General features: G+C 49.3%; 14 protein-coding genes. 7 read left to right on the top strand and 7 right to left on the bottom strand.

The window, feature by feature from the left end:
- The first annotated feature begins 65 nt into the window (after positions 1 to 65).
- The 3 genes from glpX to POF51_RS17525 all read left to right on the top strand — a co-directional run bounded on the left by glpX (position 66) and on the right by POF51_RS17525 (position 1,911).
- Positions 66 to 1,040: a class II fructose-bisphosphatase gene (gene glpX / locus POF51_RS17535; RefSeq protein WP_069848719.1), complete on the top strand. Its 975-nt coding sequence runs from the start codon at positions 66 to 68 to the stop codon at positions 1,038 to 1,040.
- 12 nt (positions 1,041 to 1,052) lie between these two features.
- Entirely contained in the window at positions 1,053 to 1,322 is a 270-nt protein-coding gene (locus POF51_RS17530) for a DUF3055 domain-containing protein (protein WP_017251371.1), read from the top strand.
- A gap of 145 nt (positions 1,323 to 1,467) precedes the next feature.
- Positions 1,468 to 1,911, top strand: a complete 444-nt coding sequence (locus tag POF51_RS17525; protein WP_083261663.1) for a hypothetical protein — start codon at positions 1,468 to 1,470, stop codon at positions 1,909 to 1,911.
- Positions 1,912 to 1,978: 67 nt separating this feature from the next.
- Here POF51_RS17525 and POF51_RS17520 read toward each other — a convergent pair whose 3' ends face one another.
- Positions 1,979 to 2,644, bottom strand: coding sequence for a YutD family protein (locus tag POF51_RS17520; protein WP_069848724.1), 666 nt, complete (start codon positions 2,642 to 2,644; stop codon positions 1,979 to 1,981).
- Positions 2,645 to 2,723: 79 nt separating this feature from the next.
- On the opposite strand from POF51_RS17520, the gene POF51_RS17515 reads away from it, so the two are divergent.
- Positions 2,724 to 3,617, top strand: coding sequence for a YhcN/YlaJ family sporulation lipoprotein (locus POF51_RS17515; protein ID WP_170831599.1), 894 nt, complete (start codon positions 2,724 to 2,726; stop codon positions 3,615 to 3,617).
- A 71-nt stretch (positions 3,618 to 3,688) separates the two neighbouring features.
- On the opposite strand, the gene lipA is transcribed toward POF51_RS17515, so the two are convergent.
- The 4 genes from lipA to POF51_RS17495 all read right to left on the bottom strand — a co-directional run bounded on the left by lipA (position 3,689) and on the right by POF51_RS17495 (position 8,700).
- A complete protein-coding gene (lipA, locus tag POF51_RS17510) occupies positions 3,689 to 4,591 on the bottom strand; it encodes a lipoyl synthase (RefSeq protein ID WP_017251375.1) in 903 nt (300 codons plus the stop codon).
- 101 nt (positions 4,592 to 4,692) lie between these two features.
- Positions 4,693 to 6,888, bottom strand: a complete 2,196-nt coding sequence (locus tag POF51_RS17505) for an ATP-binding protein (RefSeq protein ID WP_069848728.1) — start codon at positions 6,886 to 6,888, stop codon at positions 4,693 to 4,695.
- Positions 6,885 to 8,012, bottom strand: coding sequence for a metallophosphoesterase family protein (locus POF51_RS17500; protein ID WP_069848731.1), 1,128 nt, complete (start codon positions 8,010 to 8,012; stop codon positions 6,885 to 6,887). The genes POF51_RS17505 and POF51_RS17500 overlap by 4 nt, the downstream gene beginning before the upstream one ends.
- A gap of 136 nt (positions 8,013 to 8,148) precedes the next feature.
- Positions 8,149 to 8,700 carry a DJ-1/PfpI family protein gene (locus POF51_RS17495; protein WP_069848733.1) on the bottom strand — a complete coding sequence of 184 codons (552 nt, stop codon included), beginning with the start codon at positions 8,698 to 8,700 and terminating at the stop codon, positions 8,149 to 8,151.
- A 206-nt stretch (positions 8,701 to 8,906) separates the two neighbouring features.
- Here POF51_RS17495 and POF51_RS17490 point away from each other — a divergent pair, with 206 nt between their 5' ends.
- From POF51_RS17490 to POF51_RS17480, 3 genes are all read left to right on the top strand, one after another.
- Positions 8,907 to 9,914, top strand: coding sequence for a M23 family metallopeptidase (locus tag POF51_RS17490; RefSeq protein ID WP_017251379.1), 1,008 nt, complete (start codon positions 8,907 to 8,909; stop codon positions 9,912 to 9,914).
- 105 nt (positions 9,915 to 10,019) lie between these two features.
- The gene (locus POF51_RS17485) at positions 10,020 to 10,646 is read left to right on the top strand and encodes a TetR/AcrR family transcriptional regulator (RefSeq protein ID WP_271755796.1); all 627 of its coding nucleotides are present in this window, start codon (positions 10,020 to 10,022) and stop codon (positions 10,644 to 10,646) included.
- Positions 10,647 to 10,649: 3 nt separating this feature from the next.
- Positions 10,650 to 12,182, top strand: a complete 1,533-nt coding sequence (locus POF51_RS17480) for an aldehyde dehydrogenase family protein (protein WP_271755795.1) — start codon at positions 10,650 to 10,652, stop codon at positions 12,180 to 12,182.
- Positions 12,183 to 12,205: 23 nt separating this feature from the next.
- On the opposite strand, the gene POF51_RS17475 is transcribed toward POF51_RS17480, so the two are convergent.
- Together POF51_RS17475 and POF51_RS17470 are read right to left on the bottom strand one after the other, a co-directional pair.
- A complete protein-coding gene (locus POF51_RS17475; RefSeq protein ID WP_069848741.1) occupies positions 12,206 to 13,324 on the bottom strand; it encodes a Ger(x)C family spore germination protein in 1,119 nt (372 codons plus the stop codon).
- Positions 13,321 to 14,409, bottom strand: a complete 1,089-nt coding sequence (locus POF51_RS17470; RefSeq protein WP_069848744.1) for a GerAB/ArcD/ProY family transporter — start codon at positions 14,407 to 14,409, stop codon at positions 13,321 to 13,323. The genes POF51_RS17475 and POF51_RS17470 overlap by 4 nt, the downstream gene beginning before the upstream one ends.
- Positions 14,410 to 14,413 lie beyond the last annotated feature (4 nt).

Below are 14,413 nucleotides of genomic sequence, written 5' to 3'. Positions count from 1 at the left end.
CGTTCACTTTATGTTACAATGATGGGGTGAATTTTTGCCGGCAAGCATAAGGGGAGGAACACACTGTGGAACGCGAATTGGCTCTGGAAATTGTGCGGGTAACGGAAATGGCTGCACTCGCCTCTTCTCACTGGATGGGACGTGGGAAAAAGAATGAAGCAGATGGAGCAGCGACCAGCGCCATGCGCGCCATGTTTGATACGATCAACATGAGGGGTACCGTCGTCATTGGCGAAGGTGAACTGGATGAGGCCCCCATGCTCTATATCGGTGAAAAGCTCGGTAATCCGGAAGCAGGCGGGCCTGAGGTAGATGTGGCGGTTGATCCGCTAGAAGGAACGACGATTGTCGCCAAGGGTCACAACAATGCCATGTCTGTTATCGCCATCGGCGACCGTGGAACACTGTTGCATGCACCAGACATGTACATGATGAAAATGGCCGTCGGCAAACGTGCTGCCGGACAAATCAACCTTTACGATCCCGTGGATAAAATGATAGAGGTTGTAGCAAAAGCAAACAACAAGCGCGTGCAAGATGTAACGGTCATTATTCAGGAACGCGACCGCCACCAGGCGATTATTGACGCCATTCGTGAAAAGGGTGCGCGAGTGAAGCTTTTTGGAGATGGCGATGTAGGTGCTGCGATTGCTGCCTGTCTGCCGCATACAGGGATTGACCTGTTCTTGGGTATCGGTGGTGCGCCAGAGGGCGTGATCAGTGCCGCGGCGATCAAGTGCCTGGGTGGCGACATGCAAGCCCAGCTCAAGCCGCAAAACGACATCGAGCGCGAACGCTGCATCAAAATGGGGCTCGACAATCCGGAGCAGCTCTTGACGCTGAACGATCTGGTCAAAGGGGACGACGCCATTTTTGCGGCAACAGGCGTCTCTGATGGAGAGCTGTTGCAAGGCGTGCGCTATCTCGGTGATGATATGGTGGAAACTCATTCGATCGTCATGCGTGCCCAAACCAAAACCATTCGCTTTGTCCGCGCTGTACACAATACCGAACACAAACCAAATCTTTTATGGAAGTAGAGGGATACCTATATGGCAAATGATTTGTTTTACTTGTACGACGAAGCTGAGGATACGCGAACGCGCTTTGTCAGCTTCACGGGCGAAGCTACACGTTTTGACCTCGCGATTACAACGACCAACCGTTTTTATGGGAAGGCGATTGTCATCAACATTCAAAATGGACGCTCCGCTATTATTGGACATGATGATCTGGAAGAAGAAGGCTATCTGGAATTCGCGTTCAACTTGAACGAGAGTGAAGCAGAAGAATTGAAATCATTTTTGGAAGCAGCTATTTAATTCACCAAAGGAAGAGCGATTGAGGGCTCTTCCTTTTTTTATTTGTAGCTCCCGCCCATTTCCTACTGGACAATGCTCCTTACAGGCGTATGCCTCGTATACTGCTACTGCACAGACAGATAACGAGAGGAGTGCGAATCGCATCATGCAATCTTATCCATACGACCAAAGCTCATACGACCAAAGCTCATATGACCAAAATCAATACCATCAAACTCAATATGATCAAAACGAATACGATCAAAACCAATTTGTTCCCGCTCAATATGACCAACCACCTTATTACTCAGCAGACCAGGATTTTCGATACATTCCAGAAGATCAGGCACATCCAGTCTTTTTCCGAAGAAGACGAGGTCCTGAAGTCGTTGTCGTCCCACAGCCATATCCTTGGTGGGGATGCAATACATGCTGGCCTGGCTATTGGCCCACATGGGGCTGGCCTGGTTGGGGACCCGGTGGTTTTGGTGGTCCTGGTGGTATTGGTGGACCCGGTGGTTTTGGTGGTCCCGGTGGTTTTGGTGGTCCCGGTGGTATTGGCGGACCCGGTGGTTTTGGCGGACCCGGTGGTTTTGGCGGCGGTTTTTAGATCGAAAAACGAAAAGAGCCCTGACATACAGGGCTCTTTTTTATGCTTCGGTTATTCTGATTCATTTTTAGGATTCACGTTTCGGCGTATTTGGTCCTGTTGGGACTTTATCGCGTTCGCGATTGGGTTTCAATTGATTGGGACGGCGCTCTCGTGAGTTGGAATCCTTGCCGTTTTTATCGGGTCGATCTTTTTGAAACTTTGGCTTCTCCCCACGCTCGTTTCTCCCTGCCCCATTGCGATCAGCGCCAGTATTGTTCTGGCGATCCTGTTTATTTTGACGCGGGTGATAGCGTCTGCGATCTTTTCGTTCTACAAAAGGCGAAGAGCCACCCTCTTCACGAGGGATGTCCTGACGAATATCAATGATGACATCAAAGCCAGCTTCGTCTTGCCCGCTCTGGTCGTCACCGTTGCCAACGTTTGCTTTTACTTTGCGTAAAACGAAGTACGGACAACCAAAATTGCAGAACTCATGCAGGTACTCATCCAAAGCGGCGATCCGCTGCTCGAACGGTACTTTGCGATTAGCGTCAGTATAAAACCCACGAAGACGAAGCTGACCATAGCCCCAGTCCCCTACAATAAAATCGTACTTGTCGAGGATGTCGCTATAGCGCTCCTTGAACGCTTCAAGGTTCCAGCCGTCTCGATTTTCTTCCATGACTTCATAAGTACCGGCTTGCGTGCGAATCAAACTCGCTTCCTCCTTACGCATGTATACTATGTCCATCTTATCATATTTCACGCAACATGAGCTAAATTTCCCACGATAACTGACCTGTGCCTTTGGACATTCTATCGTGTAGGGGGTGTTACCATTGAAAAAGACATGGTTGTATCCTGCGATTGCAGGTATTGCGCTCTTAGCTACTGGTTGTTACAACAATGCTGCGCCTAACTACACGCATCCGAACAAGACGATGTCGTACCAGTCTGCTCCGCACGTTCGAAATTTTGATGGAATGCACGTCCGTAACTACGATGGCATGCGTGACGGGCTTCACGTCCGCAACTACGATGGCATGGGACTGACCAACAATGCTGGGATTAACAACGGTGTCTATCCAAATGGTACCTCTCCACGAGCAAATGTAAACAACTACAACGCCTTCACCAGCGGGATGAGACCGTACAATGCCTTTACGGATCATAAAGCTGGTATGGGTACGGGTACAGCAGGTGTTTACAATACTCCGACCGGAAGACACCATTCCATTTATCAACAGCATTCTTGGAACCGCGGTGGAGCAGGAGTCATGCAAACCGGAATGCCACGCATGGGCTATGCGCAGACTGACCGTCAGCATATGAAAACCGCCAGTGTAACAAACGTCTATGTAGACCGTGATGCATTGGCAAAAGCTGTAGGGAATGTCACTGCCAGTTGCCCTGGCGTTCAGCGTTCTACGGTCTTGGTAACGGATAAAGAAGTTTTTGTAGGTGTGCACACACAAGGAGCAGATGCGCACACAGCGAAAAAACAGGCAAAAATGAACGCTGAATCGGTTTCACCACGCTATTACAAAGTGTATGTTACCGATAATCCGAATGACATCCAAGAAATCGCTCGTGTAGCAAGCCGCTCCAGCAACGTGAGTACAGCACGTACAGAAGATGCGAAAAGCATTGAAACGCTTATCAAGCGTATGGGTGGAACATCTCATAACGTGAAGGCAACTCACAAAGCTACAACCAGTCGCTAAAGCCCTCTCCCCCATATAGTGAAAAACCCCCTCTTTTCCGCTCGTGTAGGGCGGTTTGAGGGGGTTACTTATTATTGCGCTTTCGGCATGGATTCTTTCGCAATCGTTTCCTTCGCGGCACTCGCCTGCTCGTGAGCGTGGTACGAGCTGCGTACTAATGGACCTGACTCCACGTGACTAAAGCCACGCTTCATGCCTTCATCCTTCAAGTGAGCGAATTCATCTGGATGGTAAAATTTTTCTACCTTCAAATGCTTCTTGGTCGGTTGCAAATACTGGCCAATCGTCATGATATTGACGTCGACAGAACGCAGGTCATCCATCGTTTCGATGATTTCCTCCATCGTCTCGCCTACACCAATCATCAGACTGGACTTCGTCGGAATGCTCGGCTGGAATTCCTTCGCCTTTTTCAACAGTTCCAGCGTCCGATCGTACTTGGCTCTTGCCCGTACGCGATCTGACATCCGGCGAACCGCCTCAATGTTGTGGTTTAGTACGTCAGGCTTTGCGTCCATGACCACTTTTAACGCATCCCAGTTCCCCATAAAATCGGGAATCAATACTTCTACAGAGGCAAACGGCAGTCGACGACGAATCGCACGAATCGTATCGGCAAAAATCTGTGCGCCTCCATCTGCCAAATCATCACGAGCAACGGAAGTAACAACGACATGCTTCAAACGCATTTGTTCTGCTGCTTCTGCTACACGTTCTGGTTCAGCTGTATCCAGCTCCGTCGGTAGTCCCGTTTTTACTGCACAAAACCGACAGGCTCGGGTACATATATCACCCAAAATCATGAAAGTTGCTGTACCGCTTGCCCAGCATTCATGAATGTTGGGGCATTTTGCTTCTTCACAAACGGTATGTAGCGTCTTCGTGCGCATGGTTTGCTTAAGCTCTTTAAAGCTGGCTAGTTCTGATCCTGAAACAAGGTTGATCTTGAGCCACTCCGGCTTGCGTTGCGTCATAGGGCTCACTCCTCATGTGACATCATGATACAAGACAATAACAATCTCCATTATAGAGGTTGGATTTCGGAGGGGCAACCTCTTTCCTCCCCCGGAAACAATTACCCAATCCGATGCACGGTATGACGGTTCCCTTGACGAAGCAATGGCTCCAGCATACGCAGCTCTCGTTCATGACAGGTGAAAAGAAACACTTGCTGTTCTTGTGCCAGCATCGCGACATAGTCAAGCGTTCGACGCAGACGCTCTTCATCATAATGGACAAAATGATCATCGAAAAACAGCGGCAATGGCTCTGACTGCTTGGCATGATGCACCAATGCCAAACGCTGGGCAAGGTATAGCTGATCGATGGTCCCCGTGGAACATTGGTCCTGTTCGAGCACCATTTGTTTGGTCGGCGAAAGCAAACGGATGGCAAATCCGTCACGGGGATCGAGTCTGACATCCCGATACGCTCCCCCTGTAATATGCTCGATGATCTCTGAAGCCTGCTGATTTACAGCAGGGGTGCTATCCCGTCTCCATTCCCCTACTGCCTCCTGAAGCATTTCCCGAGCCAACTGAAGAGCATCCCGCTTTTTTTGCAGCTGACGAAGTGCTGCCTGCGCTTCCTCAAGCTCATCAGTCGCGCGAGATAATGACAGGCTCTCATGAACCGCCATCTCCCCATTTCCTCTAGCCATTTGTTCCCGCAGCTCCTGCAGTCTCTCCTCAATCTCCACCATCTCGATACGCAATTTGCCTTGCTCTGTCTCAAGCGCGTTTTTCTCCTGATCAAGTAGGGTTCGAAGTGCCTCCCCCCAGCTTGCAGACAGATCAGCCTCCTGCTTCGTTTTCGCCATCTCGGATAGTAGCTGCTCAGATTGTTGCGTGCGCGTGCTTTTCAGTAGCTCTTCCCGTCTTTCCAAAAATGTATCCCAATTACTCGTCCCCCATTTCTGAACGAGTATGGCGAGTTCAGCATCGAGTGAAGCGATCTCTTCTTGTACTCTTTGACTTTCCTGTACCGTATCATTTTCTGCTATCTGTTTCGGTTCGCCCGTACTCCCTTTTACTCGCAGCAAGAAAACCCCAAAGCCGAACAGCAACAAAGCGGCAGTCACAGAAACTCCTCCCAGAACGGGATGTCCACTCACGAAGCCGATTACCCCGAGAACAGAGAATATCCCTGCGCCGCCCCACATGAGTGCAGCTCCCCGCTTCCTTTTCGCCTGATTGCCTTGGCGAGTCCTTCGTGATGCTGTACTTCGCGGACTTGTGGAAAGGGCCGATACAGCCAGTGACGCCAAACGAATATGCAATGCTTCTCGCTGTTTGAGCAATTGTACGCCTTTTTCATAATCGTGCTGTAAGGGTATGAGCTGGCCATCACTCTGTTGTACGGCTACCGTCGGCATAGTTACCTGAGTGAAACCACGTCTTGCCTCTTCGTGAATAGCCAGCTCGGCTTCAGAGCGAGCCGTTTGCTCCCACCACGTCCAGTCTTGTTGACTGACAGGGGCATGGCTTCGTTGCCAGCGTTCCTGCAACGCTTTTGCTTGTCCGGTTGAGCGATCCAGACGCTGCTGCAATCTGCTGCGCCGCAGTTCTAATTGCTGACATTCTTCTGTGGCTTCCGCTATTTGCAGCGTCAGTTGGCTGATCGTTCGCCACGCTTCTTTTGCGTTTTCCTTCTCCTGCTCTTTTTGCGCCACCTTCGTAGCGGCTTTTCCCAAAAGTGTATTTTCGGCCCGTTCTTTTTTGCCGATGACCGCAACCTCCCGATCCAGCTCCGCCAAAATTAGTTGGACAGCCGGATTGGCTTCTTCCGCAGTCGTAAAAGTCGGAATCAAATGCTCAGCCGCCTGAAGTGGTTCCCTCCTGATCCACGTCAAATCCGTAAATAGACTGCGTGTAAGACCCGTATGCTTTTCGATAAAATTCCGTTCTTTGCGTCTGTCTTCCAAATAAAGATCAGTCATTTCCGTCCATTCGGGGTCCAAAAAGAGGCGCGCATCCTCCCGTTCCTTCGTCAACTGACGATGGAGGCGATAAGTTTTGCCCGCTAATTTGTACGTAATGATCGTTTCGTACGCACCACTCTGCCACGGACGGTATTTTTCATATTCAGGCAAGTATCTTGCCGATTTGACGTAATCACGCTTCATTCCATACAAGGCAGCGAAAATACCTTGTAGGATCGTTGATTTTCCTGACTCATTAGGGGCATAAAACAGATTGATGCCTGGAGCAAAACGAAAGGTAGCATCCTGCCATTTTCCGAAGCTCCCCAGCACTAGCTCCTCTATTTTCATCGAATGGTCCCTCCAATCCGCGCCAAAGCCTCTTGCTTGGCTAACCTGACGATTTCTCGCTCGTCCTCATTTTGCGCACGGGATTCCGCCTCTGCCAGCTTGGAAAGCCATCTCCCCCAGACGCCACCCTCTGCGATCAGCTTGTCCTCATCCACATCAGGCCAGGTCTGGTCTGTCAGCTGCAGCACAAAAAAACGGGAAAATCGCTGTTGAAGGACGGACAATGGAGGCTGAAAATGCGCAGCACGTTCTCCTGTCAGCGTGATGTACATCATATCGGAATCCTTTTCCTCTGCGAGTTGCTGCTCCATCCGATCAATGAGCTGCTCAGTCGTTTCGACTCCATTCCCTTTGATATCCAGCTTTCTAATTTTGCGTGACTGGACAGGAATCGCCGTGAGCTGCAATCTGCCATCATGATCTAGCTCTCCATACAAAACATTACGTTCTCCCGCTTCCTTACTCGTCAATCCTTCTGGAGAGCCAGGGTAAGCTGCGAACGGTTGTTTTTTGACAGGATGTATGAATTGCTCCGGCTTGTGAATGTGTCCCATCGCAACATAGTCCATGCCCGTCTGTACGAGCTGCTGCAAGGTGACAGGCGCATACGGATGATGCTCTTCGGCACCTGAATCGGAAAGCACACTGGCATGCAGAACCATCAAATGATGGGCATACCCTTCCAATTTTCCTGGAAACGTCTCGAGTGGCGACTCGTACACATGTGGTTGCCCAAAGCCCCAGCCATAGATCACGCATGACTTTTCGGGAAATTCATACACACCCCACTCGGGTGTAAACCAGTAGACGTTCCCTGACCATTCCAACGTTTGATAAAACGAATCTGCTCGCCACGGATCGTGATTGCCAGGTGCGATCACAACAGGGATTGGTGCGATGCCGGCAAAAAGATCACGTAAAAACATCGCAGTTGATCGTCTTCCCCCGTGGTATTCCAGCAAATCTCCGGCAATGAGCCAGAAGTCTGCTTCCTTTTCTCGGACGAGGTCACGGATTCTTTTCATCGTTTGACGAAAATCATCCTGACGCAGCTCGTAACGCTCCCCCAACATTTGAAGCGGCGCATCCAGATGGACATCCGCTGTATGAATAAATGACAGCACGATCAATTCCACTCCTCACATGAAACAGACGAACATACTTTCCCTTTATGATACAGAGGAAAAGGCTGGATGAAAAGCATCTGTCAGAACGAAAAAACTTCCGCCAGCAGTGACGGAAGTTGGGGGGATTTGGTTTTTACTTGAGCAAACGAAGGAATTCACGCATGAAGCCTGGCAAGTCTGGCCATGCATGTCCGGAAACAAGATTGCCATCGACATGGAGCGTTTCTGTTTGGTAGATCGCTCCGCACGCCTCTACATCGGGTCTGCATGCCTGGTAAGCTGTGATTTCACGTCCGGCTAAGTGCTCGCGAACGATGGTGAATACTTGGGAACCATGGCAGATGGCTGCGACTGGCTTGTTGGTCTCGAAAAAGTGCGCCACAATCGGCTTCAAGTGTTCATTGAGCCTGATATGCTCAGGTGCCCTTCCACCCGGAATAATCAAGGCGTCAAACGCCTCAGGGTTAATGTCTGAGAATGCAGCATGGGCTGGAAGCTGATAAGCTGGCTTTTCTGTGTATGTCTCACTGTGTGCTTCGAAATCATGGCAAACGGTGTGTAGGGTTTTCACGCTGGGTGCTGCAATGACCGTTTCATACCCTTCTTCCAAGCAGCGGTAATACGGATAGAAAACCTCCAGTGCTTCTACAGCATCACCTGTTACAATCAACACTTTTTTGCTCATCACACAGCCTCCTCATGACGATTTTTAAGGAATACACTCCTCCTGATTTCAATTCTTTGGCTGTACAGTATGCTCCTGCCTCCTTTCCTGCGAATTTACAAAACTTTCCTCGACAACAACTAAAACGCTTTCCAAAAGTATCTTGGATAATCCACTCCAACTGGCAGAAACTACAACAAAAGACTACGAGGCTGGAGGGAGACGGCATGCGAGTTTTCCGCCTAATCATTCAGATCAGCTTGTGCGTGGTTGCAGCTATTTCACCACTAGAATCCGTCGCCGGAGTTGCTCCGTCCGCCAATGAGCAAGACCCGGTTCTTCAAGAGCGCTTGCAAGTTTTTTTGCGCTTGGAATCGATGTACGGCATTCCGTGGAATTATTTAGCAGCCATTGATCAATACGAGCGAACCATGAAAATACGCCGGAAGAAGCAGGAGCAAGAAAACGTTTCACGACTAACAGCCGTGGACATTCCAAGCGATCGTTGGGCAGGTGCATTCAATCCTGATGCAGAGGATACGAATCCGGTATCCATCCAATTTTTTAAAGGCATCGGGATGGATGGAGATGGCGATGGTGTCGCAGATCGTCACAACGATCTCGATGCACTCACTACCTTCATTCACTACCTATCCCAATACGGCTTCTCCCATGAGGATTGGCAAATTGGTCTTTGGTCGTACTACCAGCGGGATCGTTCCGTGAAGACGATCAGACAGTTCGCGCAGGTGTATGCAAAGTATCACCATCTGCACCTGGATGAGCGGCATTTTCCTATCCCTGCGAGGTACGATTACAGCTACCGCAGTACATGGGGGGCACCACGCGGCTGGGGTGGTCGTCGGATCCACGAGGGGACCGATATTTTTGCGAGTCACGGCACCCCTGTACTCAGCACAGCGTACGGAGTCATTGAGGTAATCGGCTGGAACAGGTTTGGCGGATGGCGGATCGGCATGCGTGACATGGGCAATGTTTACCATTACTTCGCACATCTGTCCTCATTTAAAAAGGGATTGAAGCCGGGTGACATCGTGGAGCCAGGAGAAGTGCTCGGATATATCGGCAGCTCTGGATATGGGAAGCCCGGCACCTCAGGCAAATTCCCTCCCCATTTGCACTACGGTATGTATCGGGAAACAGGTGGCGCAGATTGGTCATTTGATCCTTATCCGTATTTACGTCGTTGGGAACGGCAAAAGAAGCGGCAATGAAGCCGCTTCTTTTTTATGGGCAGCTCTTTTCATTGACAGACATCATCTGTAAAAATACAATAAAATTAGAAAAACTGGACAGTCGTCCAATAAAGAGGTGAAAAAGTGACTACCCAGAAAAAAGCCGAAGCAAAACGGGCATTTTTGATTGAGCAAGCGACTGCTTGTCTGGCTGAAAAAGGGTATGCACATGTTTCCTTGCGCGACATAGCCAAGGAATCTGGCGTCTCACTTGGCATTCTGCATTATTACTTCGCAAGCAAAGAAGAGCTTTTGCTCGCTGTCATCTCTAGCTACAAAGGACGTTTCATGGAAGAGTTGGAACGCGAAGTGATCGCAGCTCCATCTGGTGAATGGTCAGCAGCTCTAGCTCGTGTCTTGTGCCGGAGTCTACAAGAGGATCGGAAGCTGCATCGGCTCTGGTATGACTTACAGGTACAGGCCATGTACGTTCCTGCGTTTGGTGAGCAGGTAAAAGTCATTCGGTCCCGTCTGCATCAGCTCATCTCTCGTATGCTCGTACGGTTGCAGCGCGAAGAACAATCCTCATTGACCATCGACGAAGACTCCGCAATCTCCCTCATTTACTCTGCAATCGACGGATTCCTTTTTCAACTTTTGCTCGATGAGTCACAGAAGCCGGAAGAAGCGATTGCCCGTTTTGAACAGACCTTTGCCTATTTGATGCATACACTCTTCTCTTCTGAATCTTTATCTCCTAAATCGAGGTGAATCATGATGGCAGTCATGTCCATGCAAAATCCCGCCACTGGAGAGCTGCTTGGTTCTTTACAGGAAGCGACTCCAGAACAAGTAGAAGACGCGATGGCACGTGCGCGTCTCGCCTTTCCAGCTTGGTCCACTACATCATTGGCTGAGCGTCTGGACTATTTGACACGGTTGCGGCACTATTTAGTCGATCACGGCGAAGAAATCGCCCGAAAAATTAGTGAGGCTACCGGAAAAGTTACATTGGAAGCGTACATGACCGAAATTTTCGTCACTGTCGACACGATTCGGTTTTATGAAAAACATGCTTATCAGATGCTTGTCGATCAGCCGGTACCAACCTCCCTCGTGCTGTGGCCGAAGAAATCGTTTATCCACTACAAGCCGATGGGTGTCGTCGCGGTTATCTCTCCGTGGAATTATCCTTTTCAGCTTGCCGTCATTCCCGTATTATCTGCCCTCGTAGCAGGCAATACCGTTATTTTAAAACCTTCCGAGGTGACTGCTTCTACCGGACTGCTCATTGAAGAGGTGTTTTCCGCTGTTTCTATGCCGAATGGAGTCGTTACCGTTCTGCATGGAGGACGCGAAGCTGGACAGGCGCTGGTAGCTGCTCGCCCAGATAAAATCTTTTTCACAGGCTCTGTCGCGACAGGCAAAAAAATTATGGCGGCAGCATCGGAGCATTTGATCCCGGTAGAACTGGAGCTTGGCGGAAAAGACCCGATGATCGTGTTTGAAGACGCTCATCTGGAACGGGCAGCAAATGGCGCGGTATGGGGGGCTTTTACGAACTCCGGGCAGGTATGTATGTCTGTTGAACGGCTTTTTGTCCATGAAAGGGTCTATCCTGAATTTCTCAAGCTGGTCACTGAAAAGACAAAAGCATTGCGCCTAAGTTATCCGAATCAGGCCGAGGTCGGTTCGATGACGTCTTCCCAACAAATCGGAATTGTCCGTGAGCATGTGAACGAAGCACTGGCTGCGGGCGCGACAGCAGTCACCGGAGGACTCCCTTCCTCTGACAGCATGTATATCGCGCCGACCATTCTCACAAACGTGACATCTGACATGAAAATCATGCGGGAAGAGACCTTTGGTCCGGTATTGCCGATCATGACTTTTGCCACCGAAGAGGAGGCTGTCCGCCTGGCTAACAGCTCACCGTACGGGCTGAATGCCTCGGTATGGTCAGCCGATAAAACAAAAGCAGATCGCGTAGCTCGTCAGCTCGAAAGCGGCAATGTGTGCATCAATGACATCATTATCAGCTACGCCAATCCCCATCTGCCTTTTGGCGGAGTCAAACAGAGTGGCATCGGCCGTTATCGCGGACCTTCCGGATTGCAAGCCTTTACGCATAGCATCTCTGTCATCCATGATCCGGGCAAACGCAAGCGTGAGTTCAATTGGTATCCGTATACGAAAGATCAGGAGCTCACCTTTATTGGATTGACGAACCTCTTGTACGGCAAGCTCCAAAATGTAAATCGTCGGACTTTGGGTGCGATCTGGCGCGAATTCAAGCGTCTGTTCTAACCACGCCGGATTGCTATCGCTCCTTATTTCAGTGTGCCAAAACCGACGATATCCACATGAACCTTAACGTTGATTTTCGCTTTTTTATAAAGGGCGAGACCCGTTTGCCGTGTCCATTTGCCATAATATTTTTGGCGAATGCTCTCTTCTAGCTGCGCCGGGTCAACCCCTTGCTTTTGAAAACGTACCAGCATCTCCATGCTTTCCTTTTTGATTCTTTTCTCAAGTTCTTGAACCATGGTCCGAAATTGAGCCCGCTTCTCCAAATCCTTGCTGCCTGAATAGCCCACCAGCATCCCTCTTACCCGAAGCTCGATGTTGATGACAGGCTTTTTCAGGCTGCCTTTGCTTCTTACCTTCGTGTTTGCTCGCACAAAATCGAAGACGACCTTTTCCGTTTGTTTTTTACCTGTCTTCGTCTCGTGCTGGAACTCGAAGCTCATACGGGGCAAGCGTTCTCTTCCCAAAAACCCCTGAACCAGCTTCCCCTCTCGCTGCGTGTACATTCCGATCATCCTGTCTACTCGAAAAAGAGCCGCCTTGATGATCTGAATCTCTCCGTTGCTGTGAATGAGATAAGGAAGATTGGGGTCCATCGTGTTGCTGGTCATCATAAAAACAAAATCGTGAATGGTCGAAAAAGAAGAAAAGGCCGTTTCCACTCGCGGACGAAGCAAGTTGTTCAAATACGTGTTGATTTCCGGCCTGTGGTTATAGGTTCCTTTGATGACATCTTTCGCTTTTCCTTTTACGACGGCAATGTATACATTTTCTCCTACAATCGGATTGCGATAGAGATCAAGGATGACTTTTCCGATCCCTACTTTGCGGGCGTATTCTTCACTGAACAAAATCACACGCAATTGCGAGAGGGACATGGTCCTCTCTGCTTTTGTTGCGAGATTCAGCATTGCCTCGCTCGTCATCGAGGCATGAGTCGAGTACACCTGTGTCGATTCCTTATTTTTGGAGGGAACCGGTACCGCTACGGTGATATCTATCTTTTCACGATCCACATAATCGAAGCCCATAACCCCAATCATGGCCATGTCTTCCAGTGCCGGCCGTTCGAGTTCACGCCCACAACTGCAAAGGCTGAGCAAGAGGATAACCGAAACAATGAGCCAGCTCGCCCTCTTCATGATACTCGCTCTCCTCTACCAAACCTCAAGGAATGCAGCAATAACAAAAAAATCGGCCACAAGATCAATCCATAGGCCATATAAATTGTCACCTTGTCATAAATGTAGCGTTGTTTTTCTACAGATAATGGCCCCACAATGAATAGAAACGAAATGATTGTCGGTACAAGTAGATGCCACAGCCTTGTCTTTTCTGCCATTTCTTCAAGACCAGTACGCGCAACCCACAAATAACCCGTACTCGTGCTGAGAATAAGGAAGACCCAGAGACCAATCCCGAGATTTTCGATCCGCTCCAAAAAAGACAGCTCTACAGCCTTAAACAAATTCAAAATGGGATAAATGAGATTGTCCATTTGCCATTCGGAAAAATAAGACACACTCGTGAGCAGAATCATGACGTACAACAAAACAACGATCCATACCCCAATCAGCACATGCTTGTGTGCCTTGTTCTTCTCTTGGATATATGGATAAAAAAACAAGACCACTTCATACCCAAGCATGCTCGCGTAAGAATTGTGAACCGTTTCGGCTATACTGCGCCAATCTGTATGAAAAAGAGGAAAAATATGCATCATTCCTCCCTTTTGAAATCCGTACGGCAAAAGAAAAATCATCCAGCCCGTAAAAAAGAACGTTAGCAGGCAAAAACGTGCGATCAATTTGACGCCGCCGTTTGTAATGTAGACCATGACTAATGTCAATCCTAGCAAGGGCAATGTGACAGTCTGATTGTTCAGCATGGAGGTTTGCACCAACCTGATATATCCTTCATTCGCAGTAGATACATTCAGAATGGCGTAGACGATAATCAGGATATTGAAACAGCCTCCCAGCCATTTTCCCAACAGCTTTTCGTGAATCCGAAAAAGATTATCCTCTGGATAGCGACGGCACAAGGCCATCATCGGGATTAGCGTTAAGCTGACGATGCATCCCAGCAAAATCGGAGACCACCACAGATTGTAGCCCATTTTGCTCGCATGATGAGCCAGTCCAAGTAAATTAACCCCTACCATCGTATTCATAATCAATCCGATTACCAGGATCGGATTCAGGCTGTGAATTCTCCCTCTATCCATCTAC

Source organism: Brevibacillus sp. AG, from assembly GCF_028369215.1.
Classification (GTDB): domain Bacteria; phylum Bacillota; class Bacilli; order Brevibacillales; family Brevibacillaceae; genus Brevibacillus; species Brevibacillus porteri.
This window is presented reverse-complemented; position numbering and strand designations above follow the sequence as displayed.

Excerpts from the sequence above, each read along its gene's own strand:
- POF51_RS17530 (WP_017251371.1), top strand. The coding sequence starts at position 1,053 with ATGGCAAATGATTTGTTTTACTTGTACGACGAAGCTGAGGATACGCGA.
- POF51_RS17525 (WP_083261663.1), top strand. The coding sequence starts at position 1,468 with ATGCAATCTTATCCATACGACCAAAGCTCATACGACCAAAGCTCATAT.
- POF51_RS17520 (WP_069848724.1), bottom strand. The coding sequence starts at position 2,644 with ATGGACATAGTATACATGCGTAAGGAGGAAGCGAGTTTGATTCGCACG.
- lipA (WP_017251375.1), bottom strand. The coding sequence starts at position 4,591 with ATGACGCAACGCAAGCCGGAGTGGCTCAAGATCAACCTTGTTTCAGGA.
- POF51_RS17505 (WP_069848728.1), bottom strand. The coding sequence starts at position 6,888 with ATGAAAATAGAGGAGCTAGTGCTGGGGAGCTTCGGAAAATGGCAGGAT.
- POF51_RS17495 (WP_069848733.1), bottom strand. The coding sequence starts at position 8,700 with ATGAGCAAAAAAGTGTTGATTGTAACAGGTGATGCTGTAGAAGCACTG.
- POF51_RS17490 (WP_017251379.1), top strand. The coding sequence starts at position 8,907 with ATGCGAGTTTTCCGCCTAATCATTCAGATCAGCTTGTGCGTGGTTGCA.
- POF51_RS17480 (WP_271755795.1), top strand. The coding sequence starts at position 10,650 with ATGATGGCAGTCATGTCCATGCAAAATCCCGCCACTGGAGAGCTGCTT.
- POF51_RS17475 (WP_069848741.1), bottom strand. The coding sequence starts at position 13,324 with ATGAAGAGGGCGAGCTGGCTCATTGTTTCGGTTATCCTCTTGCTCAGC.
- POF51_RS17470 (WP_069848744.1), bottom strand. The coding sequence starts at position 14,409 with ATGGATAGAGGGAGAATTCACAGCCTGAATCCGATCCTGGTAATCGGA.